Source organism: Citrobacter tructae (assembly GCF_004684345.1).
GTDB classification, from domain to species: Bacteria; Pseudomonadota; Gammaproteobacteria; order Enterobacterales; family Enterobacteriaceae; genus Citrobacter; species Citrobacter tructae.
In genome coordinates this window covers 642,245-664,295 of sequence record NZ_CP038469.1, presented here as the reverse complement: position 1 = coordinate 664,295, position 22,051 = coordinate 642,245, and the positions used below count along the sequence as shown (strand labels likewise).

Genomic DNA, 22,051 nt, shown 5'->3' with positions numbered 1-22,051 from the left:
ATAAGAATCTGATTTTATTATCACTTAACTGAAATTAAGCAACGATAATTCAGATCAGATTGTGACCAATACCAACAGCCTTAGCGATGGAATACGGGGTAGTAACCCGTTTCTGTCGAAACCGTCACACTTGACCGATGATGAATACACCGCCTTTTGCTCAGAATGTCTGGCCGCACTGTCAAAATGCGCACAGTGATTTTTATCCTTTCCGGTAGCGGCGGTAAGGAATAGCCAACTTTGCCATTTTTAAAACCCGTTCTATAAACAATTTTCCCACTATAGCGCGTCAAAATGGCATTGCGACGGACTTTAAGAAATGTTTTTTAGAACTTGCAATGTTCATTTATAAAGAGTCCGTACAACAAAAAAAGAGACCATTACGGTCTCGGAAACTTTCATATGGATCAATGACAAAAGCCCCCTGAAAGGTAACAAATTATAAAAAGACTCGAATAACACAGCAATGAATTCCTATTTCATTTTTTGAATAAGAGCGCTCTCAAATTGTAATTTTATTTATATATCTTTACCGAGATAATTTTAAATAAAGATGCGAGAAATCATGTTGTTAATTACTTCACTTTCGCCACATTAAGTGCCAGACTGAAGGCAGCCTAACAGGAGGTAAAGATGGTACGTATCTATACGTTAACACTTGCGCCCTCTCTCGATAGCGCAACAATCACCCCACAAATCTACCCCGAAGGTAAACTTCGCTGTACCTCACCGGTATTTGAACCTGGCGGTGGCGGCATCAATGTGGCGCGAGCCATTGCCCATCTTGGCGGCAACGCAACGGCTATCTTCCCGGCAGGCGGTGCCACCGGGGAACATCTGGTGTCATTACTTGCCGATGAAAATGTCCCGGTCGCAACCATAGAAGCCAAAGACTGGACCCGGCAAAATCTTCATGTTCACGTTGAGTCCAGCGGCGAGCAGTATCGATTTGTCATGCCAGGGGCAGCACTCACGGATGACGAGTTCCACCAACTACAGGATCAGGTACTGGAAATTGAATCTGGCGCACTGCTGGTGATCAGTGGCAGCCTACCGCCAGGCGTGAAGCTTGAAAAACTCACCCAACTCATTACGACGGCACAAACGCAGGGTATTCGCTGCATTGTTGATAGTTCGGGTGACGCGTTAGCTGCCGCATTAGCCCTCGGCAATATTGAATTGGTTAAACCCAACCTCAAAGAACTCAGTGCGCTGGTTAACCGCGAACTCACGCAGCCTGATGACGTCCGTAAAGCTGCTGAGGAAATTGTACACAGTGGTAAAGCGCAGCGCGTTGTCGTCTCGCTGGGACCGCAAGGGGCGCTGGGCGTTGACAATGAAACCTGCGTACAAGTCGTGCCACCGCCGGTGAAAAGCCAAAGTACCGTCGGCGCGGGTGACAGTATGGTCGGTGCGATGACGCTTAAACTGGCACAAAACGCGCCATTTGAAGATATTGTTCGTTTCGGCGTAGCGGCAGGTAGCGCGGCGACACTCAATCAGGGTACGCGTTTGTGCTCGAAGGACGATACGCAAAAAATATACGCGTATCTTTCGCGATAAATCCACTCCGCCTTATCGTCAGGGGGATTTACCATCAAAACTATCGACATACGTATTATGCGGCTATGCTGAAAAATCACGTGATAACAAAGAAGTGGATCATGTGAACCCAACATTGCAGTACCCGGGCGGGGTGTGGAATAGCGACAAACATTATGTGCCTTTCCGGCGATGGCGCGTCCACGGTGTGCGTCAGTTCGTGTTTTTTTACCGCATTCTTGCGCTAACCTTATGATCTGGCAGATAACATGGGGAGAGACATCATGTGGCAGGCTATCAGTCGTCTTTTAAGCGAGCAACTCGGTGAAGGCGAAATCGAACTGCGTAATGAACTGCCCGGCGGTGAGATCCACGCCGCATGGCATTTACGCTATGCGGGGCGAGATTTTTTCGTCAAATGTGATGAAAGGGAACTGTTAACCGGCTTTACGGCAGAAGCCGACCAGTTGGAATTGCTTTCCCGGAGTAATACCGTTTCAGTCCCCAAAGTCTGGGCGGTCGGAGCAGACAGAGATTACAGCTTTCTGGTGATGGATTTCCTCCCTCCTCGTCCACTTGATGCCCACAATGCCTTCATTCTCGGGCAACAGCTTGCACATCTTCACGAATGGAGCGATCAACCGCAATTCGGCCTCGACTTCGATAATGCACTCTCTACCACGCCACAACCCAATTCCTGGCAGCGTCGCTGGTCAACTTTTTTTGCGGAACAGCGTATTGGCTGGCAACTGGAACTCGCCGCCGAAAAAGGGATCGCGTTTGGTAATATCGACGCCATTGTCGAGCATGTTCAGCAGCGTCTTTCTTCACACCAGCCGCAGCCCTCTCTGCTACATGGCGATTTGTGGTCTGGTAACTGTGCCCTCGGGCCGAACGGTCCCTACATCTTCGACCCCGCCTGCTACTGGGGTGACAGAGAGTGCGACCTGGCGATGCTGCCGTTACATACCGATCAACCACCGCAAATTTATGACGGTTATCAGTCGGTCTCGCCACTCCCGCTGGATTTTCTCGACAGGCAGCCTGTCTATCAGCTTTACACGCTGCTTAATCGGGCGATTCTGTTTGGAGGGCAACATCTGGTGATAGCGCAGAAAGCAATGGACAGGATACTGGCGGCTTAACGTTTCAATATCGGATGTGTTTTGCTTATCAGGCCCACCGCATTTGTGCGGGCCTGATATTACAGTACTTACAAAAAGCCCAGCAGTGAAAAGAAGAAATAGCCGATCGCGATGACAATCACCGGCAAAATATAGAGCGGGAATATTTGTAAGAAGATTGTGTGGTGCGGCACGACAATACGCGACTCAATTTGCTCGCGCGACAGACCTTCACTGCCCTTCGCCTGTTCCAGAATCAGCTGATCTTCAACGCCCTCACGTAAAAAACGTGCCTGACGGCTCATGCGAGCGCCAGAATCCTGCAGCGCCAGACCGATAAAAATAAGAATAAAAATCAGCCAAAAGACCAAATTTAGTCCACTTTGAAAATCTGGCGTCGGTGAGTTGTACCAAAACAGGTTAAGAAATGGCGTGTTCACCCGCATCATGTCAATCATCACGTGGGCAAAATCGAGCATGACCGCGTTAATCCCCTCCTGCTTTTCACTGTGCGCATACATAAACTTCAGTACTGAAACCAGCGTTGAAATCAGCGCCGGGATGAAAATCACCCATCCCACCAGCCTTTTCAAGACAGCAATGCGTCCAGCTTGTTGATACGTCATGAGTTCCCCTTGATAAAGACGCGTCATTTTGGCCTAAGTTTACCCGTTGATAACCATTTTCGCCTGATCTTTAAAGGCGGTATAATCAAGGATTAACCATAATGAACGCTGAGAGCCGGTTCAACCAGGTTCTTAAACCCTGCTATTTCATGTTCAAAGGAGAGGTTGTGATGTCAACCCCGCGTCAAATTCTTGCTGCAATTTTCGATATGGATGGATTACTGGTCGATTCAGAACCGCTCTGGGATCAGGCTGAACTGGACGTGATCGCAAGTTTAGGCGTAGATATCACCCGCCGCCATGAACTGCCTGATACGCTGGGGCTGCGTATCGATATGGTTGTTGATCTGTGGTTCGCTCACCAACCGTGGAGCGGCCCTTCTCGCCAGGAAGTCACCGACCTCATTATCGCCCGGGCTATCACCCTGGTTGAAGAGACGAAACCTCTGTTACCAGGCGTTCGTGAAGCCGTCGCGCTGTGCAAATCACAGAATATACTGGTAGGTCTGGCATCAGCCTCGCCGCTGCACATGCTGGAAAAAGTGCTGACGATGTTCAATCTCCGCGACAGTTTCGACGCGCTGGCCTCAGCGGAAAAATTGCCCTACAGCAAACCCCACCCTCAGGTCTACCTCGACTGTGCGGCGAAACTGGGCGTGGATCCGTTATCCTGCGTGGCGCTGGAAGACTCTGTCAACGGTATGATTGCCTCTAAAGCGGCGCGCATGCGATCTATCGTTGTGCCTGCACATGAGAATCAGGACGATCCTCGCTTTGTCCTCGCCGACGTTAAACTGACCTCGCTGACCGAACTCACCGTCACGCATCTACGCGGATAATCGCGTATTTGTGACAAAGGGTTACAACGTCACCTCTTCCGCCTACTGTATAAAACCCCTATACTGTATGAATTGACAGTTTATTGGGTTTTATCATGACGGCGGAAGGCCACCTGCTTTTTTCTATTGCCTGTGCGGTATTTGCCAAAAATGCCGAATTAACGCCCGTTCTCGCGCAGGGTGACTGGTGGCATATTGTTCCTTCAGCCATTTTAACGTGTCTGCTGCCCGACATTGATCACCCTAAATCTTTGCTTGGGCAGCGTCTGAAGTGGATATCAAAACCCATAGCACGAGCATTTGGTCATCGCGGATTTACGCATAGCCTGTTGGCGGTCTTTGCTCTGCTGACCACGTTTTACCTGAAAGTCCCGGACACCTGGATAATCCCGGCGGATGCATTACAAGGCATGGTACTCGGCTACCTCAGCCACATTCTGGCCGACATGCTCACGCCCGCAGGCGTACCCCTGCTGTGGCCCTGCCGCTGGCGCTTCCGTTTGCCAATTCTGGTGCCGCAAAAAGGCAACCAATTGGAGCGATTCCTGTGCATGGCACTGTTTGCCTGGGCTATTTGGATGCCGCAAACTGTACAAGAGAACAGCGCGGTCCGCTGGTCATCGCAGATGATTAATACGCTGCAGATGCAGTTTACTCGTTTTATAAAACATCAGGCTGATTAAGAAATCGGCCAAAATGTCGTTTTTGGTATAAACAATTCCATTTGAATATAAGAGGCAAGTCACAGTTCTGCTAATCTTGCGCCAACAGAATCACTGTAGTTCGGTGATAGATAAAAAAAGATCAGGAGAACGGGGATGAACTTTCCATTAATCGCGAACATTATCGTGTTCGTTGTACTACTGTTCGTGCTGGCGCAAGCCCGCCACAAACAGTGGAGTCTGGCCAAAAAAGTACTGGTTGGTCTGGTCATGGGCGTGGTATTTGGCCTTGCCCTGCACACTATTTACGGCTCTGACAGTCAGGTACTGAAAGACTCCGTACAGTGGTTCAACATTGTCGGAAACGGCTATGTGCAGTTGCTGCAAATGATCGTCATGCCGCTGGTATTTGCCTCTATCCTTAGCGCCGTTGCGCGTCTGCACAACGCCTCTCAGCTGGGAAAAATTAGTTTTCTGACCATCGGGACGCTGCTGTTTACTACGCTTATCGCCGCGCTGGTCGGGGTGCTTGTCACTAATCTGTTCGGCCTGACGGCAGAGGGGCTGGTACAGGGTGGCGCTGAAACAGCCCGTCTGAACGCCATTGAAACCAATTACGTTGGCAAAGTTGCCGATCTTAGCGTTCCGCAACTGGTGCTGTCGTTTATCCCGAAAAACCCGTTTGCTGATCTAACTGGTGCTAACCCGACCTCAATTATCAGCGTCGTTATCTTCGCCGCCTTCCTCGGCGTCGCAGCCCTGAAACTGCTGAAAGATGATGCACCGAAAGGCGAGCGCGTATTAACCGCTATCGATACCCTGCAAAGCTGGGTGATGAAGCTGGTTCGTCTGGTGATGCAACTGACGCCATACGGTGTTCTGGCGCTGATGACCAAAGTCGTTGCCGGCTCTAACCTGCAGGACATCATTAAGCTGGGTAGCTTCGTCGTGGCCTCGTATCTCGGCCTGGGCATTATGTTCGTGGTGCACGGTATTCTGCTGGGTATTAACGGCGTTAGCCCGCTGAAATACTTCCGTAAAGTCTGGCCGGTGCTGACGTTTGCCTTCACCAGCCGCTCCAGCGCTGCCTCTATTCCACTGAACGTGGAAGCGCAAACCCGTCGTCTGGGCGTTCCGGAATCAATTGCCAGCTTTGCCGCCTCTTTTGGCGCCACGATTGGCCAAAACGGTTGTGCGGGTCTATACCCGGCGATGCTGGCGGTGATGGTCGCACCGACCGTAGGTATTAACCCACTGGACCCGATGTGGATTGCGACGCTGGTCGGTATTGTTACCGTCAGTTCCGCCGGTGTGGCTGGCGTGGGCGGTGGGGCAACGTTTGCCGCACTGATCGTACTGCCTGCTATGGGCCTGCCAGTAACACTGGTTGCCCTGTTGATCTCCGTGGAACCGTTGATCGATATGGGTCGTACCGCGTTGAACGTTAGCGGCTCCATGACCGCCGGTACACTTACCAGCCAGTGGCTGAAGCAAACCGACAAAACAATTCTGGACAGTGACGATAACGCCGAACTGGCGCATCGCTAAACCTGTTTCCTGGAACGTAAAAAACCGCCGGAGCGTCATGCAACGGCGGTTTTTTTATATCCCACTAATTGTTCAGTTCATTTTCCTGACGGACCTGGTTGGCCCAGCGCTGTGCCGACTCCGGAACCGTAAACGCAGGCGAACGTTGAAACGCCTCACCCATCAGGACAAAAGCGACATATTTTCCACGCAGTATCCATACATCACGAAACGCATCCATTTTTATCGCATGCTCTGGTGGCGCGGGCTCCACACGCGGAACGTAGCTGATAACCTTGCGATTTTGCTGGCGAAGAGGTTTCATAATCAGTTGCTTCACTAAAGACAAATTCTAAAAATCAGAAAAACGCTATCTTAGCTGATTTTCCCTCGGAGGGTGCAAAAACAGTGTATTCGTGAAGTGAATGACTATGACGGAGATCGTGGGGGTTACAGATACAGTCCATGATACGGACAAAAAAACGCGGCGCATTTACGCGCCGCAAACTCAGGAATTACACGTTCAGAAAACTGCCGAGACGATAACCGCGCTCCGCGATGGCATATTTCAATGCCGGAGACGTCAGAACATCAAGTTCAGTTAAGCGGGGGTAACAGTAGGCACTTTGTCGAATAATGTTATCGATAAAGGCCGGGTGACACATCACTTCCAGCGAGGATTCGCCCCTGTCTGCAGAGGCGTCGAGTACCTGCAAAAACAGTTCTTCCGAAATCGTATCGCCGTAAAACTCGCTGCTAAATCCCTGAGAAGTACGCAATGAGACCGGCAAGTCAGAAGCCTCGAATACCGTCTGGCGATCGATACGTAATGCAATACCGCGCTGCGCGGCAAAATCTGCCACTACAGGAAAAAACTGCGGGAACATATGCACATGGTGATGGCTATCCAGATGCGTCGGCTCCCGGCCAAACAGGTCGATGAAACGCTGATACTGCGCGGCCAGCTCCTGCGAAATTTCATCCAGCGGCAGCGTGTCTTCCTCGGCCATCTGCCAGATCCATTTCCCCAGAAGTCCGTCGCGAGTCAACCCCGGCATCGCCGTCAACGGTTTCCCCAGCGTCAGGACAAAGTGCATGCCAACAGCAAGGTCAGGAATTTCGCGACTCAGCTGCACCGCATGATCAATGGCCTCGCCGTTGACCAGCGCCGTTGTCGAGGTGACAACGCCATTGCGGCAGGCTTCAACAATGCCGTAGTTTTGCCCTTTGCTCAGCCCAAAATCATCCGCATTTACAATCAGTACGCGTTCCATAGCTGACCTCAATTAGTGTTGTTCGCTTTTGAGTTTCTCAATGCACCCGGCAAAGTTTGGCAACCATTTCTCATGCGCCAGGATCAGCTCTCGCGCCAGTATTTCGGCATCAGTGTCAGAATGCACCAGCGGGCTCAGGTTTAACGCCAACAGTACATCATTCAACTCGCCGCTTAGCGCCGCGTGACTTGCCGCCACTTCAAAACCTTTAATGGTATAGATAAGGCCAAGCACTTTCTCGTCAAAATGCGTGATACGTGAATGCGGGGTCGCGCCGTTGCGCCCCAGCGTACAGGTCATCTCAACCGCCCAATCCGCAGGAATATTATCAACATGACCATGGTGAGGAACGTTGACATAATGCTCGGTCTGCTTATCGTTGTAGATGGCGTTGATTACTTCACAGGCTGCATCGGAGTAGTACGCCCCGCCGCGCTGCTCAAGCTCCTTCGGCTTCACATTCAGCTCAGGATTTTTATAAAGCTCAAAAAGTTGTTTCTCAACTTTCTGCACGACCTGAGCGCGCGCGCCGCCCTTATAGTATTCGCCCATTTCAATCGCCAACATTTCTTTTGGCTTGAAGTAGTAAAGCAAATACGAGCACGGCAGCAGTTTCAGCGAACGGATCAGTCCTTCACTGAACGGCAAGTCGAAAATATTCTTCACGGTGGACGCTTTCAACTGACCCGACGCGACGCCGTCCAGCAGTTCGTCAAAACGCGACTCGCCGTTCACCAGCACATCTTTAATAAACACCATGTGGTTCAGGCCAAACAGATCGATAGATAAATCATCGCTCTCTTTTAACGCTAACACATCGCTAATAAACATTTTCATGCCAATCGGAATATTGCACACCCCGATGAATTTCTTGAAATTAGTATGGCGATAGACGGCCTCAGTTACCATCCCGGCCGGGTTAGTAAAGTTAATCACCCACGCATTCGGGCACAGTTCTTCAACATCTTTCACAATGTCAAAAATAACCGGAATAGTGCGTAAGCCTTTAAACAGGCCACCCGCGCCGTTCGTCTCCTGACCCAGATATCCGTGGCTCAGCGGGATGCGCTCATCCTGCTCACGGGCTTTCAACTGCCCGACGCGCAGCTGTGTGGTCACAAAGTCAGCATCTTTCAGCGCTTCGCGACGATCCAGCGTTTTAAACAGCTTCATCGGCACGCCGGCTTTGTCGATCATTCGCTGACACAGGTCGAAAATAATATCTAGTTTCTCTTTACCACCGTCGACATCAACCAGCCATAATTCAGACACCGGTAATTCATGATAACGCTTAATAAAGCCTTCAAGTAACTCAGGGGTGTAGCTGCTCCCGCCACCAATAGTGACGACTTTTAATTTCTGGCTCATACTTTCTCCCTTCAGTGTAAAAACACTGACGTGTATTCCGCTCAACCCGTCTGTCAGGTATAGCGTGGCAGTCCCGACGCTATTTTGGGCAAGCTATAAAAAGTGGATTATTAGTAAATAATATTTACTGATTAAATTCAGTTAATTTCTTACGATAACTATTGGGCGTAAATGACGTCAGTTTTTTAAATGTTTTAATAAACAGGCTTGGGCTGCTGTAACCAGACTCATATGCAATATCTGTGACCGAATAGTTGGTCATTTCCAGCTGTTTCTTAGCAAAATTAATGCGGATTTCATTAATAATCTGCATTGGTGTTTTACTGTAGTAACGCTGGGTAGCGCGCGTCAGATACTCCTGAGACTTTGCCGACAGCTGTACCATATTTTCCAGCGCATTCTCGCTAAACTGACGTTTGTCGTGCATCGTTTCCACGGTGGTTTTCAGCCATTGTGGCGTGTCATCTAACACCTGTTCTTCACGATGATGACGTAGCCGATTAATAATGTAGAAGGTGACCACTTCGACAAACTCATCCAGCCCGCTCTCGCGAAAGTTCAGTGATGCAATGACCGTTTCGATATAGGTGAGAAAGGAATTATTAGCCCGATACACCTGTGATGCAACAAAACAAAACGGCAATAAAGGGTGATAGTGCTGTTCAAAAAAACGTTTACTGATACCGACATTAAGGATCCGCGTGGCACCGAAATCGTAGAAACTTTGATGGTGCGATCCCAGTGGGATAAAAACAAAGTCGCCACGCTCCAGCAACACACGCTTACCGTTGATTTCCTGATAATAGCGGCCAGTTAATACCAACGTAAATTCATAGTAGTCGTGCTGATGCAGTCCACTGATACTCTCAGTTTTGTTATAGATAAACACATGGAAGTTTTTGCCATTAAACAGCTGCTGCTCGTAAACAGTTTTGATTTCCGGTGCGTTAATCTGTAGCTGCATCATGCACTCCTCGCTATTTCAGCTTCTCGTGAAGCTCAATCAGTTCAGTTACCAGCTCACGTGCCAGCATTGAAGTCATCAGGTGATCCTGCGCGTGAACCAGAACCAGGCTCACTTTCATTTTACCTTCACCCTGATCGCCTTCAATCAGTTTCGTTTGAACGAGGTGCGCTTCGTTCAGCGCCACGCGAGACTGTTCCATCATTGCCTTCGCCGCCTCAAAATCGCCCTGTTTGGCCAGCTTGAGTGCACCGTAGGCCAGACTACGGGCCTGCCCCGAATTGATGATAAGCCCCATCACCACTTCTTCAAGTTCTTCAGCTTCAGACGATGAATCAACAATGTGCTCGATATCTAACATACTCTTTTCCTCTGGTTCAGTCCGGCATGACCGGGTGGTCATGCCGGATTAAATTTAGAATTTCAATGCGTTAGCGATATCTTCTTCGCTTTCTTCTTTATCAATAACGTTCTGTGCTTTGTTAGCGACAACAACGAATGGCAGATACACCAGCGTTGCAACCCCAAGGTTGAACAGTGCCACCAGCAGTGCAGCAACGCTGCCGTTGGTGTTAAAGAACGCCCCCAACCCGGTTGGCATCGTCCACGGTGCAATGTTGGTAATCGGTGGAATAATGCCAGTGTAGTAGGCTGCCAGCATAATCGCGGCCAGAATCGGCTGAACCAGAATAAACGGGATGAACATTACCGGGTTCATGATAATCGGCAGACCGAACAGAATCGGTTCGTTAATCTGGAAGATGCCTGACGGCAGTGCCAGTTTCGCCACCTGACGATAGTCCGGACGACGAGATGCCAGGAAGATAGCAATAATCAGACCCAGAGTTGCACCGCTACCGCCGAGGAAGATATAGGAATCCAGCATCGGTTTTGCCCAGACGTGGAATGTCTTACCAGCTTCCAGCGCAGCATCTACAGAGCCAAACTGTTGGTAAATAGAGATGTTTTCCAGCGCCCATGGCGTCATGATACCGCTGTCCAGCGCGGTCAGCGCCAGTGAACCGTGAATACCAAAGAACCACAGCAGCGGAACAAAAATCACGTAGGCCCAGCCCACTACACTGCCCAGTGAGGCCAGCGGAGTCGAGATAGAGTCCATGATGATCTGGTGGAAGTTAGTGCCCCAGATTGCCAGTGCCCAGCCAATAATTCCCATAATGGAGAGAATGATAAAGCCAGGAATCAACGCTGAGAACGAGCGTGAAACTGATGCCGGAACGCTATCGGGTAATTTAATAACCCAATTACGGCGCACGACAAAGGTGAACATTTCCGCGACCGCAAGACCGATAATAATACCGGAAATAATGTTCGCCCCACCCAACCAGTTTGCACCAACGGCATAAGCTTCGCCTACACTGTAAGGCGTCACGGTCATAAATGCCGCCACGGATAACAAACCAGCGGCCAGGGAATCAACTTTGCGTTCGTCCGCCATCGCCATCCCAATAAAGAATGGCGCCATCAATGACATTATACCCAGCGTACCGTTATACACGTTCCCACCGATGCCTTTTAAGCTATTGAGATTCTCAATAGTAGAAGCATCAAGTCGGACGCCCATTGAATAAAAAAATGACCCCTCCCCAAAGCTTAGGAAAACGTTATTGATTAATACAAACATGGCCCCTGCGAGGGTTAACGGCATTAAACGAATAAAACCGTTTTTGATTGCATTAACGTGTGGCTGCTTTCCAATTTTTACAGCAAAAGGAAGGAGTACCTTTTCAAGTGAAGCAATAGCGTTACTCATAGAAAAATACCCTTAAATACCGCAATATAATATTGCGGTGAATGTTAATGAAATAACTCTTTGACGGGAAATTTAAAAAATATAATTAATTTGCTGCGGCTTTTTTAATTGCTGCAACTGCAGCCTTAAGCACGCCTAAACCATCGACTTTGCCATACAACAGCGAGTCAATCACTTCTACAGGCTTGTTAGGTAACAAACGCTGAATTTCGGGTAACATATAGGCTATTTGCGGGCCTAATAAAACGACGTCAGCAACAGGGCCTTTTTCCCCTGCCAACGTTTCAGGGAATGCTTCAATAATAACCGGCACTTCGTATTTCTCAGCCTGCGCACGCATCTTTGAAACTAACAAGGAAGTCGACATGCCCGCAGAACAAAACAGATAAATGTGTTTCTTTTCCATAAAAACGATCCTCATATGCGATTATCTGTCAACCAGACACTCCGCAAGCCATCACCTGCATCCATGCTCTGGGTAACTTGCGTTAGCTAAATTACTTTTTTAAGTGGCTGAAATGAGTATACGGGATTGCACAGGAGGATGGTATTTCCTTGACCAACTAAATTGTCTCTCATTGACCTGACGTTTTGACTCTCCTCACATTTCGGGTAAATAATTCGCGACAATAAATAAGATTGCTTTATGTAAAAAAACCGGCGCAGTGGCCGGTTCTGTTGGGTGCTCAGGCAATAAACAGAGGTTACTACTTCGCCCCTTGCGGGTCTGTGTCGTACTCGGCACAGGTCTGATAACCAGAATTAATCACGTGGCCAGTATCATCCAATGCAACAAAATAGGTCTCTGCTTTACCATCTCGTTGACCCAGGATGTAAGTCTGGCACGTCCCGCGAGCATGGACCATCGTCACTTCAGAAGACGGTTTGCCGGCGATCTGCGCAACCTGCGCCCTGCTCATCCCCTTCTTCACATCTTTCACCACGGGCTGAACAAATTGGTCTTTGGTACGATCGTAAGCCGTACACCCTGCCAGCATAGTTAATACCGCCGCTGCACCCAGAATTCCTGTTAGATTCTTGTTCATTTTTTCGTCCTCTTGTTTTTCAGCGTGTTATATAAGCCTGGAGCACAACAACTCATTTTTCAAGCAAACTGTCGATACTCAAGCCATTTCGGAAAAATCTATTAAAACAAAATGCTGTGATATCAGGCTGCATCCCTTGTCGTTTGGGCGTCAACGCGTTAGCTTTAACAGATCACAATTTTTGTCATTTTATTTTTCGGAGGGGTTAGATGACTCAGCAGCAAGAGATAATCCAGGCACTTGGCGCGCAACCGCATATTAATGCCGAAGAGGAAATTCGCCGTAGCGTGGATTTTCTGAAATCATATCTGAAAACCTACCCTTTTCTGAAATCACTGGTATTAGGGATTAGCGGCGGTCAGGACTCAACGCTCGCCGGAAAGTTATGTCAAATGGCCATTTCCGAGCTGCGTGAAGAAACCGGGAACGACGCGCTGCAATTTATTGCCGTGCGCTTACCTTACGGTGTTCAGGCCGATGAGCAGGACTGCCAGGACGCCATCGCGTTCATTCAGCCGGATCGCGTGTTAACCGTCAATATCAAGGCGGCGGTACTGGCCAGCGAGCAGGCGTTACGTGAAGCAGGCATTGAGCTGAGCGATTTTGTGCGCGGCAATGAAAAAGCCCGTGAACGAATGAAGGCACAGTACAGTATCGCCGGAATGACCAGCGGCGTAGTGGTGGGTACCGATCACGCCGCAGAAGCGATTACCGGCTTTTTCACCAAATATGGCGATGGCGGAACCGACATTAACCCGTTATTCCGCCTCAACAAGCGTCAGGGAAAACAACTGCTGGCTGCACTGGGCTGTCCGGAGCATTTATATAAGAAAGCGCCTACCGCCGACCTCGAAGACGATCGCCCTTCTCTGCCCGATGAAGCCGCTTTAGGCGTAACATACGACAACATTGATGATTATCTGGAGGGTAAAACTCTGGATGATGCTATCGCGAAGAAAATTGAAAGCTGGTATGTGAAGACAGAACACAAACGTCGCACACCCATTACGGTGTTTGACGATTTCTGGAAAAAAATGTAATCAACGTCTGGGCCGGGTTGCCGCGCAGAGCGTCTCCTCCGGCCCAAATCTCATGTTATTGCACCGAATCGGGCGAATAGCCAGGCTTCCAGTTAATCTCGCTAAACAGCAGTTTCCCTTCCGCTTTTAACAATCTCAGCGTGTGCTTTCCGTCGTGCCAACATGCACCTTGATCTGCCGTGAGCAACTTATCACCAAGCTGCCAGGCACCGCTTAACACAAACACCACGCCGCCGCGTGAGCCAAAGGTGGTAAAGGTACGATCGGCCACCCTGACTTTGGCCTGGCAGACATCACGACGGGTCATAATATTAAAGTCCATCGACATCTGCCCTTCCGTCAACTTTGCTTTGACCACCCGGTCCCCCGCAAAGGTAAACGGTTGATGCTGTTTCAGGGTATGGCTGGAAGGATTGGCACCTTCCAGGGTCACTTCTCCCCCTTCCAGCAAGGTAATGACGCGCTCGACGCCAGGGAAAAGAGAAAACTCACCGTTTGCCGCGATGGAAGCGATACTCGCCCGCCAGTGAAAATCGCGGGTTGCCGGCGGAAAACAACAAATTTCTCGCGTTTCTCCTGCACCATTGCGCCAGAGATTGACCGGCATTTTGCGGATATCAAAGTATTCCATCATCCCTCCAGAAAGGCGCCGTACGTCAGCGTGACGCACCCAGACAGCCATAAAGTTCACCCTGCACATTATTGTTATCGGCAGCAGAGTTGATTTGCCTTAGCGAGGATCCTGGCGTTTTACAAAAAAAGATTAACGCGCTGATCCAGGTAGAATTTTCGCGGGCTTCAGGAGAATAGCGTGTCGGTTGCAGGGCGCAATAGGCAGGAAAGAAAAAACCGCCGATCCTGCCCACCTCGTTAAACGTGTTGTGGACAAGACCGGCGGTCTTGAGTTTTTATTCACGCCGTCCTGAGACTTGCCCAGACACAGCGCGAATGATTTAGTGTAGACGCTGATCGGTTACTCAGCAGCTTCTGGCATTTTACCTTTCTGCGCCGCGCGTTCTGTCAGACGCTTCTCAAAATTGGCATTAAACTGTTTTTTCTGTTCCGGCGTCAGGATGTTGTAAATCTTGTTCTGGGTTTCCATATGCGCCAGCATATTGGCTTTGCGCTGTTCTTCCATCTTCGCAATCTGCGCTTCGGCTTTCGCTTTATCGAAGCTGTCGCTGGCGATGATATCGTGCATTGCACGGCGTTCTTCCAGCGGCGGACGTTTCATTTGATCGCGCTGGCCTTTCATAATGTCGCGGATCTGCTGTTTCTGCGCATCGGTCAGATTCAGATCTTTAAACATCATATCGTGATGCGGGCCAAACTTAGCGTTGTGGTGCATCATCGGTTTGGCATCAGCGGGAGCCGCTGCGGTCGTGTCAGCGGCATGCGCCAAGTTTGCAGCGCCAAGCGCCAAAGTAGAGGCAACAAACAGAGCAGTCAGTTTACGCATAATTTCTATCCTTCCTTTCAGTTATTCTTACGACATTCTTACGATGCTTATGCAATCGGATGTCGTGTTGACAAGATTAACTTTACCGGTTGAAGCGTCAATTAGTCAGAGCAACGGTAAAACAATGAAAGTGTAAAAAACAAACTTTCACCAATTATGAAGAAAAAAAGAATAAATTGCGCAGAGTTGAAATAAAAAATTACAACGAGATGATTTTGAAAGGATTGTGAAGAACTATACCTGAAACCAGGTTATTAATAAAGCAACTTACCAGGAATAATCCGTAATAAAAAATACCGCACGTAAAAATAATCCCCCGGAGATAAACTCGCGGGGAATATATCGGTTATAGCCTTTCCAGCATCAACCCTGCGCGTAAACCACAGGCCACATTCGGGTTTGGAAACAGTACGTATTCAACGTCATGGGTGACGATAAAACACTCATCGCCGTCCTCAGCCAGCAATGTTCCCTCATTAAAGGGGGTAAAATTCAGCGTCTGGTTGTCCATATAGAGAATGAAATCATCGCTGCACCGCGTAATTTGCGACACCACGCGATAGCGCACCGGAAATGTGTCCTCTGCACCACGACATTCCCCCTTCAGTAAACAGACCAGCGCATCTGCTGTCTGCGCAAATTGAGTTAGATCGTTTTGTCCAAACGGCAATGCCTTACCCAGTTCCAACGTACAGGCCAGCGCACCGAAATGCTCACCGCTAAAGTGGGTAAACGTGCCGCCCGGTGTCTGATGGAAGACCAGCGCTTCCAGTCCGGCGCCCCCCAGCCAGGACAGAAACCCTTCGTCCCAGGGCACGTTACGTTGCGGCAGTACGCCAAAGCGCAGGTGATGCGACCCGCGAATAGCGGTATGCATATCCAGATGCCAGCGCACAGACTCCCTGCCACGGGAATAAAAATCCTCCAGGCACAGCTCAAGCTCACGGGCGCGCCGCGTTTCACCACTCTCAGCAAATATCTGCCAGCGCCCGCCAAACATACGGTTCATGTCGCTATGGCAATAGCGTTTCCCCTGCGACAACGCCTGTGGGTTGCCCAGAATCACCAGTAACCGCCATGTCAGCGTCAACTCACCGCGAAAGAGCCCTGACAGCAGCGCATCCAGCATCTCAACCGGTGCGGTTTCATTGCCATGAATACCCGCCGAAATCACCAGCGAACGATCAACCGCTGCGACCGGCGTCAGTTCCAGCATCCCGTGCCCTGTCCACCGCCAGCTAAATCCGTGGGCCTCACCGTGGGTGATCTCCGGTAAGGTTCCCGCGAGGGTCAGGGCCAGAAAATTATCCATAGCTTGCACACTCCTGCTGGAAAGGATAAACCGAACCGAGATTGAGCAATTGAGTCAATGAATCCAGCGCTTCACGCCCTTCCCGTAACAGCTGCGGATCGGCAAGGTCAGCGGCAGTAAGCCTGTCCCGATAGTAACGATCGACCCAATTATTGAGCGTATTGAACAGCACATCGTTCATAATGACCGCCGGATTCAACGACCGTTGCTCCTTCGGTGTTAACACTACCCTCAGTCGCAGGCACGCCGGGCCACCGCCGTTGGACATACTTTCACGCAGATCGAATACCCGCAGGTCATCGACCGGATTATCCTCTTCCAGCAGGCGGTTCAAATAACGCCACACGCCCGCGTGCTCCCGACACTCTTGCGGTAAAATCAGCATCATTGAACCATCATCGCGGCTCAACAACTGACTGTTAAACAGATACGTTGCCACCGCATCCGACACCGAAACTTCTGCGGCAGGGACTTCCAGTGCAGTAAAACCATCCACCTGAGTACGTAACTGGTTCAACAGCGCCTGCTGCCGGGCAAACGCCTGTTCATGGCAAAACAGTACCTGACGATTCGACACCGCGATCACGTCATTATGGAACACGCCATGATCGATAACGTCCGGGTTTTGCTGAGCAAAAATAAGCTGATGAGGGTTAACCTGGTTCAGTCGCGCCACGGCTTCGCTGGCCTCACGAGATTGCCTGGCCGGGTAGCGCATCGGCTGCGAAGTATTCCCCTCCTCACGACCGTAAACAAACAACTGCATACCAGGCTCACCGTAATCCCCGCCGAGGCGGTTGTGGTTGGCCGCCCCTTCATCCCCCAGCAGTGCCACCTGCGGCAGCGCGCTGTGAACCGCAAAGGTATTCTCGTCACGGAATATCGCCCGTAATAGTGCTTCAGTGGTCGGCGCTTCCAGTGAACGGTGGAATTTGTTGTTCAGGTTCGCCACCGTCAGATGCACTTTCCCATCCAGTGAATCGGCAGACGGACAGACCGTTGCCGCATTCGCCACCCACATAGGCGAGGCGGAGCTGGCACTGGAGAGCCAGTGCGGTGCCTGACGCGCCACCTTTTCCAGGATCTGCTCATCGCTACCGCTGAACCCAAGCTGGCGTAACACCGGAATATACGGACGCTCATGCGGCGGAATCACCGCCTGAGGAAATCCCGCATCCGCCAGCGCTTTCATCTTTAATAAGCCCTGCTTTGCCGCCAGACGGGGATTCGACACCTGAAAACGGTGTCGGGTCGAGGCCTCATTGCCAAACGACAATCCCGCATAATGGTGCGTCAACCCCACCAGCCCGTCGAAATTGACCTCACGCGCTTTCATCGTTTTTCCTCACGCGAAAAATCCAGACCCGGGCTCAGCGTCGCCGGCAACGTTAATACCGGAGACTCCAGGCTCGCCATCGGCCAGGCGCAGTAATCTGCGGCATACCACGCGCTGGCGCGATGGTTTCCTGAGGCGCCCACCCCACCGAACGGCGCTGTGCTCGCAGCCCCGGTCAAAGGTTTATTCCAGTTGACGATGCCTGCCCGCGCTTCCAGCAGCAACTGGTCAAACTGATTACGGTCCGGTGAGACCAGCCCGCACGACAGGCCAAATCGAGTGTTGTTCGCCAGGCGAATAGCCTCATCAAAGCTGTCATAGCGCCACACGCCGAGCAGCGGGCCAAAGACCTCTTCATCCGGCACGTCTGCCACGCCGGTCAGCTCAATAATGCCCGGTGCCAGCAGGGAGGTGCCGTCTTTGACCTGTCGCGGCGCCAGCATCGTACGGCCACCTAATGCCTCAAGGCGCTGCCAGGCATCACACACATGCTGCGCGGCCTGTTCGGAAATAAGCCCACCGATAAACGGCTGCGGCTCATCATCCCAGTTACCGGGAAGTAAACGCTGGCTGACCTCCACCAGACGCGCCAGAAACGCATCGCCCAACGCGCCTTTTTTAACCAGCAGACGACGGGCACAGGTGCAGCGCTGTCCGGCGGTAACAAACGCTGACTGAATAGTCAGATGGACGGTCGCATCGATATCTTCCGGGTTCTCAATAATCAGCGGATTGTTCCCCCCCATCTCCAGTGCGAGGATTTTTTCCGGCTGCCCGGATAACTGACGATGTAACTGATAGCCCGTATTTGCACTGCCGGTAAACAGCAAACCATCGAGGTCTTCCAGCGCACTCAGCGCCTGCCCGGTTTCGCGCCCGCCTTGCACCAGGTTTAGCACGCCCGCAGGGAGTCCCGCCTGCTCCCACAGTTTAATGACGGCCTCACCGGTCCACGGCGTCAGCTCGCTGGGTTTAAAGATCACCGTATTACCCGCCAGCAGCGCCGGAACAATATGTCCATTCGGTAAATGACCAGGGAAGTTATACGGGCCAAAAACGGCTAACACGCCATGCGGACGATGGCGTAATGTCGCCGCGCCATCCGGTAGTTCGTTGTGTTGTTCCCCGGTGCGCGCGTGGTAGGCCTTCACGGAAATGGCGATTTTATTGATCATCGCAGTCAGTTCGGTAGCCGCTTCCCAACGTGGCTTGCCGGTTTCCCGGGCGATAATTGCCGTAAGCTCGGCTTTGTTGCTCTCCAACAACGCCGCGAATTGTTCCACCACCGCCTGACGCGCGGCAAAAGGTTGCTTTGCCCAGCCCGGAAATGCGGCGCGTGCGGCTCGGCACGCCTGCGACACCTGTGCGGCATCGGCATCATTTCCTTGCCACAGCATATCGCCGCTTACCGGATTGGTTTTCACCCGACGCTCGCCCAGACCCGTTACCCAGTCGCCGTTTATCCATAATGTCATGCTGTTTTCTCCTCTGCACAAAGACGAACGAAACGGACATGGTCACCCGCGTGGCACTTCAGAGCATCCAGCTGCGCCGCCGTCAGCACCAGACGCTGGGTATGCGGATCGGCGCGTACCAGCATGACACGGAAGTTGTGGTAGTTTTCATTTGCCACCAGACATGCCGGATACTCGCCCGGCGCAGGTTGGCCTTCAACCACCTCCACCAGCCTGCTTTTACGAATAGCCCGCACCCGGTCAATATCGCACTCCAGCGTTGGCCCGCCGTCAAAAATATCGACATAGTTACGATAGCGGAAGCCTTCTTTTTCCAGCACCGCGCGAGCCGGTGCCGTTTGCGGATGCACTTCGCCAATTACGCTTTGCGCTTCATCCGACAGGAAATGGGTATAAATAGGATGCTTGGGCATCAGTTCTGCGATAAATGCTTTCTGCCCGGTGCCGCAGAGAAAATCCGCCCGGCTGAACTCCATCGAAAAGAAGCGTTTACCGAGGCTCTGCCAGAATGGGGAGTAACCGTGTTCATCAATCACGCCGCGCATTTCGGCCACGACTTTTTCATTAAACCGATCGCGAAAGGCCGCCATAAACATAAAGCGCGATTTTGACAGCAAATAGCCGTTGCCCTCTTTCCGCCACTCCGGATCGAGAAACAGAGTGCACAGCTCGCTGCTGCCAGTGTGATCATTACTGAGAAACAGCGTCGGCAACGCGTTGTAGACGTTCAGCTCTTTCGAGGCATGGACTAGCGTTCCGACCCGATAGTTGTACCAGGGATCGTTGAGCCCGACCGCCACTTCAATTGCACAGATCCCGGCAACGGTGCCGGTGGCGCTGTCCTCAAGTACAAAAACGTAGCCCTGTTCACTTTTGGGCAGCTCACCCTGCCAGGTTTGCAGTGAACGCTCAATGCGCGCCATCAGCGTGGCTTCATTAGCCGGAAGCGAGGTCAACCCGCCGCCGGTCTTACTGGCCAACTGCATCAACGCCGTGATATCGGCGCGTTCAATGGGACGGATCACCATCATGATGAACCTCCAGCTTTAATACGTTCGCAGGCCAGCGCAAAGCGATCCAGTCCGGTGGCAATCTCTTCTTCGCTGACGTTCAGCGCAGGGGCAAAACGCACCACGTTACCACCAGCAATCAGCACCATCACGCCAGCGCTAGCCGCCTCTTGCGAGATAAGCTTCGCTTTACCGGCAAACTCCGTATTGAGCACACAGCCGATCAGCAGGCCGAGTCCGCGAATTTCACTAAACAATCCAAAACGTTCGTTAATGGCGTTAATACGCTCCACAAACCAGTCGTGACGCTGTTTTACACCATTGAGGATTTCCGGCGTGTTGACGATATCCAGCAGTTTCCCGGCCACCGCAGAAGCCAGCGGGTTACCGCCGTAAGTCGTGCCATGTGTACCGACCGTCATGACGCTCGCACAATGTTCGGTCGCCAGCAGCGCACCGATAGGAAACCCGCCGCCCAGCGCTTTGGCGGTGGTCAGCAGATCCGGCGTGACGCCGTAGTGCATATAGGCATACAGTTCGCCGGTACGCCCCACGCCGGTCTGCACTTCATCAAAAATCAGCAGCGCATTGTGGCGATCGCATAATTCGCGCAGCCCCTGCAAAAAGGCTTTTGTTGCAGGCACTACGCCGCCCTCGCCCTGAACAGGCTCAACAATCACCGCACAGGTAGTGTCATCAATCAGCTGGCTGGCAGAGTCGAGATCGTTATATACCGCATGGTGGATATCCGGCGGCAATGGCGCAAAATCCTGCGAATACGCGGGTTGACCACCGGCGGTGACGGTAAACAGCGTGCGGCCATGGAAGGCATTTTTAAACGCAACGATGCCGCTTTTCTGCGTGCCAAAACGATCGTGGGCGTACTTACGAGCCAGTTTTAATGCCGCTTCGTTGGCCTCTGCCCCGGAGTTACAGAAGAAGACGCGCTCGGCAAAGGTGGCATCAATCAGCTTTTTCGCCAAACGCAGCACCGGCTCGTTGGTGTAGCCATTTCCTGTATGCCAAAATTTACCTGCCTGGTCGTTTAATGCTTCCCGCAAAGCCGGGTGTGCATGACCCAGCGCGTTAACCGCAATGCCTCCCGCGAAATCGATATACTCTTTACCCTGCTGATCCCACAGACGTGAACCTTCGCCGCGAACCGGAACAAAAGGAGCCGGAGCGTATACGGGCATCATCCATTCATCAAAATTTTCACGCGTAACTGACAGAGACATAGCGACCTCTACGGTAAATAAAAAGTTATTTATATGTTAATAAATATAGTGTTTGCGGTGTAAATGTAGAGTGCAGGGTTCGTGCCAGCCAGCAAAAAATATGCATAAACGCGATGAGGTAACGGAATATCAACAAGTTATAACCCAGCGATATTCACTCTGAGTGCATATAAAGTGAATACGTTCGCCTATCGGGTGAGTAATTAGAGGAAAAAACGCAATTTTATTCAGTCGCCAAATATAATTCTGGAATTGTGATCGTATACGAAATTTTTCGGAAATTATTGCCCCATTCTGACGCGTACCGCGCCAAAACAGTGCAGTTTTTGCTCCATCGTTAACACCATTAGCAATCATTGTTGGAATCAGGTGACAAGAAGCAGTCAGCCAACGGAAATTCTGCTACCATCCTTGCACTATTCATCTTGCAAAGTG

General features: G+C 51.1%; 22 protein-coding genes. 6 read left to right on the top strand and 16 right to left on the bottom strand.

What is annotated here, in order from left to right:
• Positions 1 to 633: 633 nt before the first annotated feature.
• Both pfkB and E4Z61_RS03790 read left to right on the top strand, forming a co-directional pair.
• Positions 634 to 1,563 (top strand): 6-phosphofructokinase II, encoded by a 930-nt coding sequence (pfkB, locus tag E4Z61_RS03795; RefSeq protein WP_135321601.1) that lies wholly within the window; start codon positions 634 to 636, stop codon positions 1,561 to 1,563.
• A 263-nt stretch (positions 1,564 to 1,826) separates the two neighbouring features.
• Positions 1,827 to 2,687 carry a fructosamine kinase family protein gene (locus tag E4Z61_RS03790; protein ID WP_135321600.1) on the top strand — a complete coding sequence of 287 codons (861 nt, stop codon included), beginning with the start codon at positions 1,827 to 1,829 and terminating at the stop codon, positions 2,685 to 2,687.
• Between the two features lie 68 nt (positions 2,688 to 2,755).
• Here E4Z61_RS03790 and E4Z61_RS03785 read toward each other — a convergent pair whose 3' ends face one another.
• Complete coding sequence (locus tag E4Z61_RS03785; RefSeq protein WP_135321599.1) at positions 2,756 to 3,292, bottom strand: YniB family protein; 537 nt, start codon at positions 3,290 to 3,292, stop codon at positions 2,756 to 2,758.
• Between the two features lie 170 nt (positions 3,293 to 3,462).
• Here E4Z61_RS03785 and hxpB point away from each other — a divergent pair, with 170 nt between their 5' ends.
• The 3 genes from hxpB (at position 3,463) to tcyP (ending at position 6,341) form a co-directional block, all read left to right on the top strand.
• Entirely contained in the window at positions 3,463 to 4,131 is a 669-nt protein-coding gene (gene hxpB, locus E4Z61_RS03780) for a hexitol phosphatase HxpB (RefSeq protein ID WP_135321598.1), read from the top strand.
• A gap of 83 nt (positions 4,132 to 4,214) precedes the next feature.
• Positions 4,215 to 4,814 (top strand): metal-dependent hydrolase, encoded by a 600-nt coding sequence (locus E4Z61_RS03775; protein WP_135321597.1) that lies wholly within the window; start codon positions 4,215 to 4,217, stop codon positions 4,812 to 4,814.
• A gap of 135 nt (positions 4,815 to 4,949) precedes the next feature.
• The gene (tcyP, locus tag E4Z61_RS03770) at positions 4,950 to 6,341 is read left to right on the top strand and encodes a cystine/sulfocysteine:cation symporter (RefSeq protein WP_135321596.1); all 1,392 of its coding nucleotides are present in this window, start codon (positions 4,950 to 4,952) and stop codon (positions 6,339 to 6,341) included.
• A gap of 64 nt (positions 6,342 to 6,405) precedes the next feature.
• Here the strand turns inward: tcyP and cedA are convergent, their stop codons facing one another.
• The 8 genes from cedA to osmE all read right to left on the bottom strand — a co-directional run bounded on the left by cedA (position 6,406) and on the right by osmE (position 12,746).
• Positions 6,406 to 6,669 (bottom strand): cell division activator CedA, encoded by a 264-nt coding sequence (cedA, locus tag E4Z61_RS03765; RefSeq protein WP_135321595.1) that lies wholly within the window; start codon positions 6,667 to 6,669, stop codon positions 6,406 to 6,408.
• A 166-nt stretch (positions 6,670 to 6,835) separates the two neighbouring features.
• Complete coding sequence (chbG, locus tag E4Z61_RS03760; RefSeq protein WP_135321594.1) at positions 6,836 to 7,594, bottom strand: chitin disaccharide deacetylase; 759 nt, start codon at positions 7,592 to 7,594, stop codon at positions 6,836 to 6,838.
• Positions 7,595 to 7,606: 12 nt separating this feature from the next.
• A complete protein-coding gene (locus E4Z61_RS03755; RefSeq protein WP_135321593.1) occupies positions 7,607 to 8,962 on the bottom strand; it encodes a 6-phospho-beta-glucosidase in 1,356 nt (451 codons plus the stop codon).
• A gap of 124 nt (positions 8,963 to 9,086) precedes the next feature.
• Positions 9,087 to 9,929, bottom strand: a complete 843-nt coding sequence (gene chbR / locus E4Z61_RS03750; RefSeq protein ID WP_135321592.1) for a transcriptional regulator ChbR — start codon at positions 9,927 to 9,929, stop codon at positions 9,087 to 9,089.
• A gap of 10 nt (positions 9,930 to 9,939) precedes the next feature.
• Complete coding sequence (gene chbA, locus E4Z61_RS03745) at positions 9,940 to 10,287, bottom strand: PTS N,N'-diacetylchitobiose transporter subunit IIA (protein WP_135321591.1); 348 nt, start codon at positions 10,285 to 10,287, stop codon at positions 9,940 to 9,942.
• 54 nt (positions 10,288 to 10,341) lie between these two features.
• Complete coding sequence (chbC, locus tag E4Z61_RS03740; protein ID WP_135321590.1) at positions 10,342 to 11,700, bottom strand: PTS N,N'-diacetylchitobiose transporter subunit IIC; 1,359 nt, start codon at positions 11,698 to 11,700, stop codon at positions 10,342 to 10,344.
• Positions 11,701 to 11,785: 85 nt separating this feature from the next.
• Positions 11,786 to 12,106, bottom strand: a complete 321-nt coding sequence (gene chbB, locus E4Z61_RS03735) for a PTS N,N'-diacetylchitobiose transporter subunit IIB (RefSeq protein ID WP_003832547.1) — start codon at positions 12,104 to 12,106, stop codon at positions 11,786 to 11,788.
• Positions 12,107 to 12,407: 301 nt separating this feature from the next.
• On the bottom strand, positions 12,408 to 12,746 hold the full coding sequence (gene osmE, locus E4Z61_RS03730) for an osmotically-inducible lipoprotein OsmE (protein WP_135321589.1): 339 nt from the start codon (positions 12,744 to 12,746) through the stop codon (positions 12,408 to 12,410).
• Between the two features lie 209 nt (positions 12,747 to 12,955).
• Between osmE and nadE the strand changes: the two genes are divergently transcribed.
• Positions 12,956 to 13,786 carry an ammonia-dependent NAD(+) synthetase gene (gene nadE, locus E4Z61_RS03725; protein ID WP_135321588.1) on the top strand — a complete coding sequence of 277 codons (831 nt, stop codon included), beginning with the start codon at positions 12,956 to 12,958 and terminating at the stop codon, positions 13,784 to 13,786.
• Positions 13,787 to 13,841: 55 nt separating this feature from the next.
• Here the strand turns inward: nadE and ves are convergent, their stop codons facing one another.
• From ves to astC, 7 genes are all read right to left on the bottom strand, one after another.
• Positions 13,842 to 14,417 carry an environmental stress-induced protein Ves gene (gene ves / locus E4Z61_RS03720; protein WP_135324869.1) on the bottom strand — a complete coding sequence of 192 codons (576 nt, stop codon included), beginning with the start codon at positions 14,415 to 14,417 and terminating at the stop codon, positions 13,842 to 13,844.
• A 342-nt stretch (positions 14,418 to 14,759) separates the two neighbouring features.
• Complete coding sequence (gene spy / locus E4Z61_RS03715) at positions 14,760 to 15,245, bottom strand: ATP-independent periplasmic protein-refolding chaperone Spy (protein WP_135321587.1); 486 nt, start codon at positions 15,243 to 15,245, stop codon at positions 14,760 to 14,762.
• Between the two features lie 346 nt (positions 15,246 to 15,591).
• Positions 15,592 to 16,557, bottom strand: coding sequence for a succinylglutamate desuccinylase (gene astE / locus E4Z61_RS03710; RefSeq protein WP_135321586.1), 966 nt, complete (start codon positions 16,555 to 16,557; stop codon positions 15,592 to 15,594).
• Positions 16,550 to 17,893 carry an N-succinylarginine dihydrolase gene (gene astB, locus E4Z61_RS03705; RefSeq protein WP_135321585.1) on the bottom strand — a complete coding sequence of 448 codons (1,344 nt, stop codon included), beginning with the start codon at positions 17,891 to 17,893 and terminating at the stop codon, positions 16,550 to 16,552. Before astB ends, astE begins: the two co-directional genes overlap by 8 nt.
• On the bottom strand, positions 17,890 to 19,368 hold the full coding sequence (gene astD, locus E4Z61_RS03700; RefSeq protein WP_135321584.1) for a succinylglutamate-semialdehyde dehydrogenase: 1,479 nt from the start codon (positions 19,366 to 19,368) through the stop codon (positions 17,890 to 17,892). The genes astB and astD overlap by 4 nt, the downstream gene beginning before the upstream one ends.
• Entirely contained in the window at positions 19,365 to 20,399 is a 1,035-nt protein-coding gene (gene astA, locus E4Z61_RS03695; protein ID WP_135321583.1) for an arginine N-succinyltransferase, read from the bottom strand. Before astA ends, astD begins: the two co-directional genes overlap by 4 nt.
• The gene (astC, locus tag E4Z61_RS03690) at positions 20,396 to 21,616 is read right to left on the bottom strand and encodes a succinylornithine/acetylornithine transaminase (RefSeq protein ID WP_135321582.1); all 1,221 of its coding nucleotides are present in this window, start codon (positions 21,614 to 21,616) and stop codon (positions 20,396 to 20,398) included. Before astC ends, astA begins: the two co-directional genes overlap by 4 nt.
• Between the last annotated feature and the right edge of the window lie 435 nt (positions 21,617 to 22,051).

What these genes read in the sequence shown, in the direction of transcription:
- osmE (WP_135321589.1), bottom strand. Translation starts at nt 12,746, where the DNA reads ATGAACAAGAATCTAACAGGAATTCTGGGTGCAGCGGCGGTATTAACT.
- pfkB (WP_135321601.1), top strand. Translation starts at nt 634, where the DNA reads ATGGTACGTATCTATACGTTAACACTTGCGCCCTCTCTCGATAGCGCA.
- chbG (WP_135321594.1), bottom strand. Translation starts at nt 7,594, where the DNA reads ATGGAACGCGTACTGATTGTAAATGCGGATGATTTTGGGCTGAGCAAA.
- astE (WP_135321586.1), bottom strand. Translation starts at nt 16,557, where the DNA reads ATGGATAATTTTCTGGCCCTGACCCTCGCGGGAACCTTACCGGAGATC.
- astA (WP_135321583.1), bottom strand. Translation starts at nt 20,399, where the DNA reads ATGATGGTGATCCGTCCCATTGAACGCGCCGATATCACGGCGTTGATG.
- chbR (WP_135321592.1), bottom strand. Translation starts at nt 9,929, where the DNA reads ATGATGCAGCTACAGATTAACGCACCGGAAATCAAAACTGTTTACGAG.
- astD (WP_135321584.1), bottom strand. Translation starts at nt 19,368, where the DNA reads ATGACATTATGGATAAACGGCGACTGGGTAACGGGTCTGGGCGAGCGT.
- chbC (WP_135321590.1), bottom strand. Translation starts at nt 11,700, where the DNA reads ATGAGTAACGCTATTGCTTCACTTGAAAAGGTACTCCTTCCTTTTGCT.
- E4Z61_RS03785 (WP_135321599.1), bottom strand. Translation starts at nt 3,292, where the DNA reads ATGACGTATCAACAAGCTGGACGCATTGCTGTCTTGAAAAGGCTGGTG.
- chbB (WP_003832547.1), bottom strand. Translation starts at nt 12,106, where the DNA reads ATGGAAAAGAAACACATTTATCTGTTTTGTTCTGCGGGCATGTCGACT.
- tcyP (WP_135321596.1), top strand. Translation starts at nt 4,950, where the DNA reads ATGAACTTTCCATTAATCGCGAACATTATCGTGTTCGTTGTACTACTG.
- astB (WP_135321585.1), bottom strand. Translation starts at nt 17,893, where the DNA reads ATGAAAGCGCGTGAGGTCAATTTCGACGGGCTGGTGGGGTTGACGCAC.
- hxpB (WP_135321598.1), top strand. Translation starts at nt 3,463, where the DNA reads ATGTCAACCCCGCGTCAAATTCTTGCTGCAATTTTCGATATGGATGGA.
- astC (WP_135321582.1), bottom strand. Translation starts at nt 21,616, where the DNA reads ATGTCTCTGTCAGTTACGCGTGAAAATTTTGATGAATGGATGATGCCC.
- chbA (WP_135321591.1), bottom strand. Translation starts at nt 10,287, where the DNA reads ATGTTAGATATCGAGCACATTGTTGATTCATCGTCTGAAGCTGAAGAA.
- E4Z61_RS03790 (WP_135321600.1), top strand. Translation starts at nt 1,827, where the DNA reads ATGTGGCAGGCTATCAGTCGTCTTTTAAGCGAGCAACTCGGTGAAGGC.
- E4Z61_RS03755 (WP_135321593.1), bottom strand. Translation starts at nt 8,962, where the DNA reads ATGAGCCAGAAATTAAAAGTCGTCACTATTGGTGGCGGGAGCAGCTAC.
- ves (WP_135324869.1), bottom strand. Translation starts at nt 14,417, where the DNA reads ATGGAATACTTTGATATCCGCAAAATGCCGGTCAATCTCTGGCGCAAT.
- spy (WP_135321587.1), bottom strand. Translation starts at nt 15,245, where the DNA reads ATGCGTAAACTGACTGCTCTGTTTGTTGCCTCTACTTTGGCGCTTGGC.
- nadE (WP_135321588.1), top strand. Translation starts at nt 12,956, where the DNA reads ATGACTCAGCAGCAAGAGATAATCCAGGCACTTGGCGCGCAACCGCAT.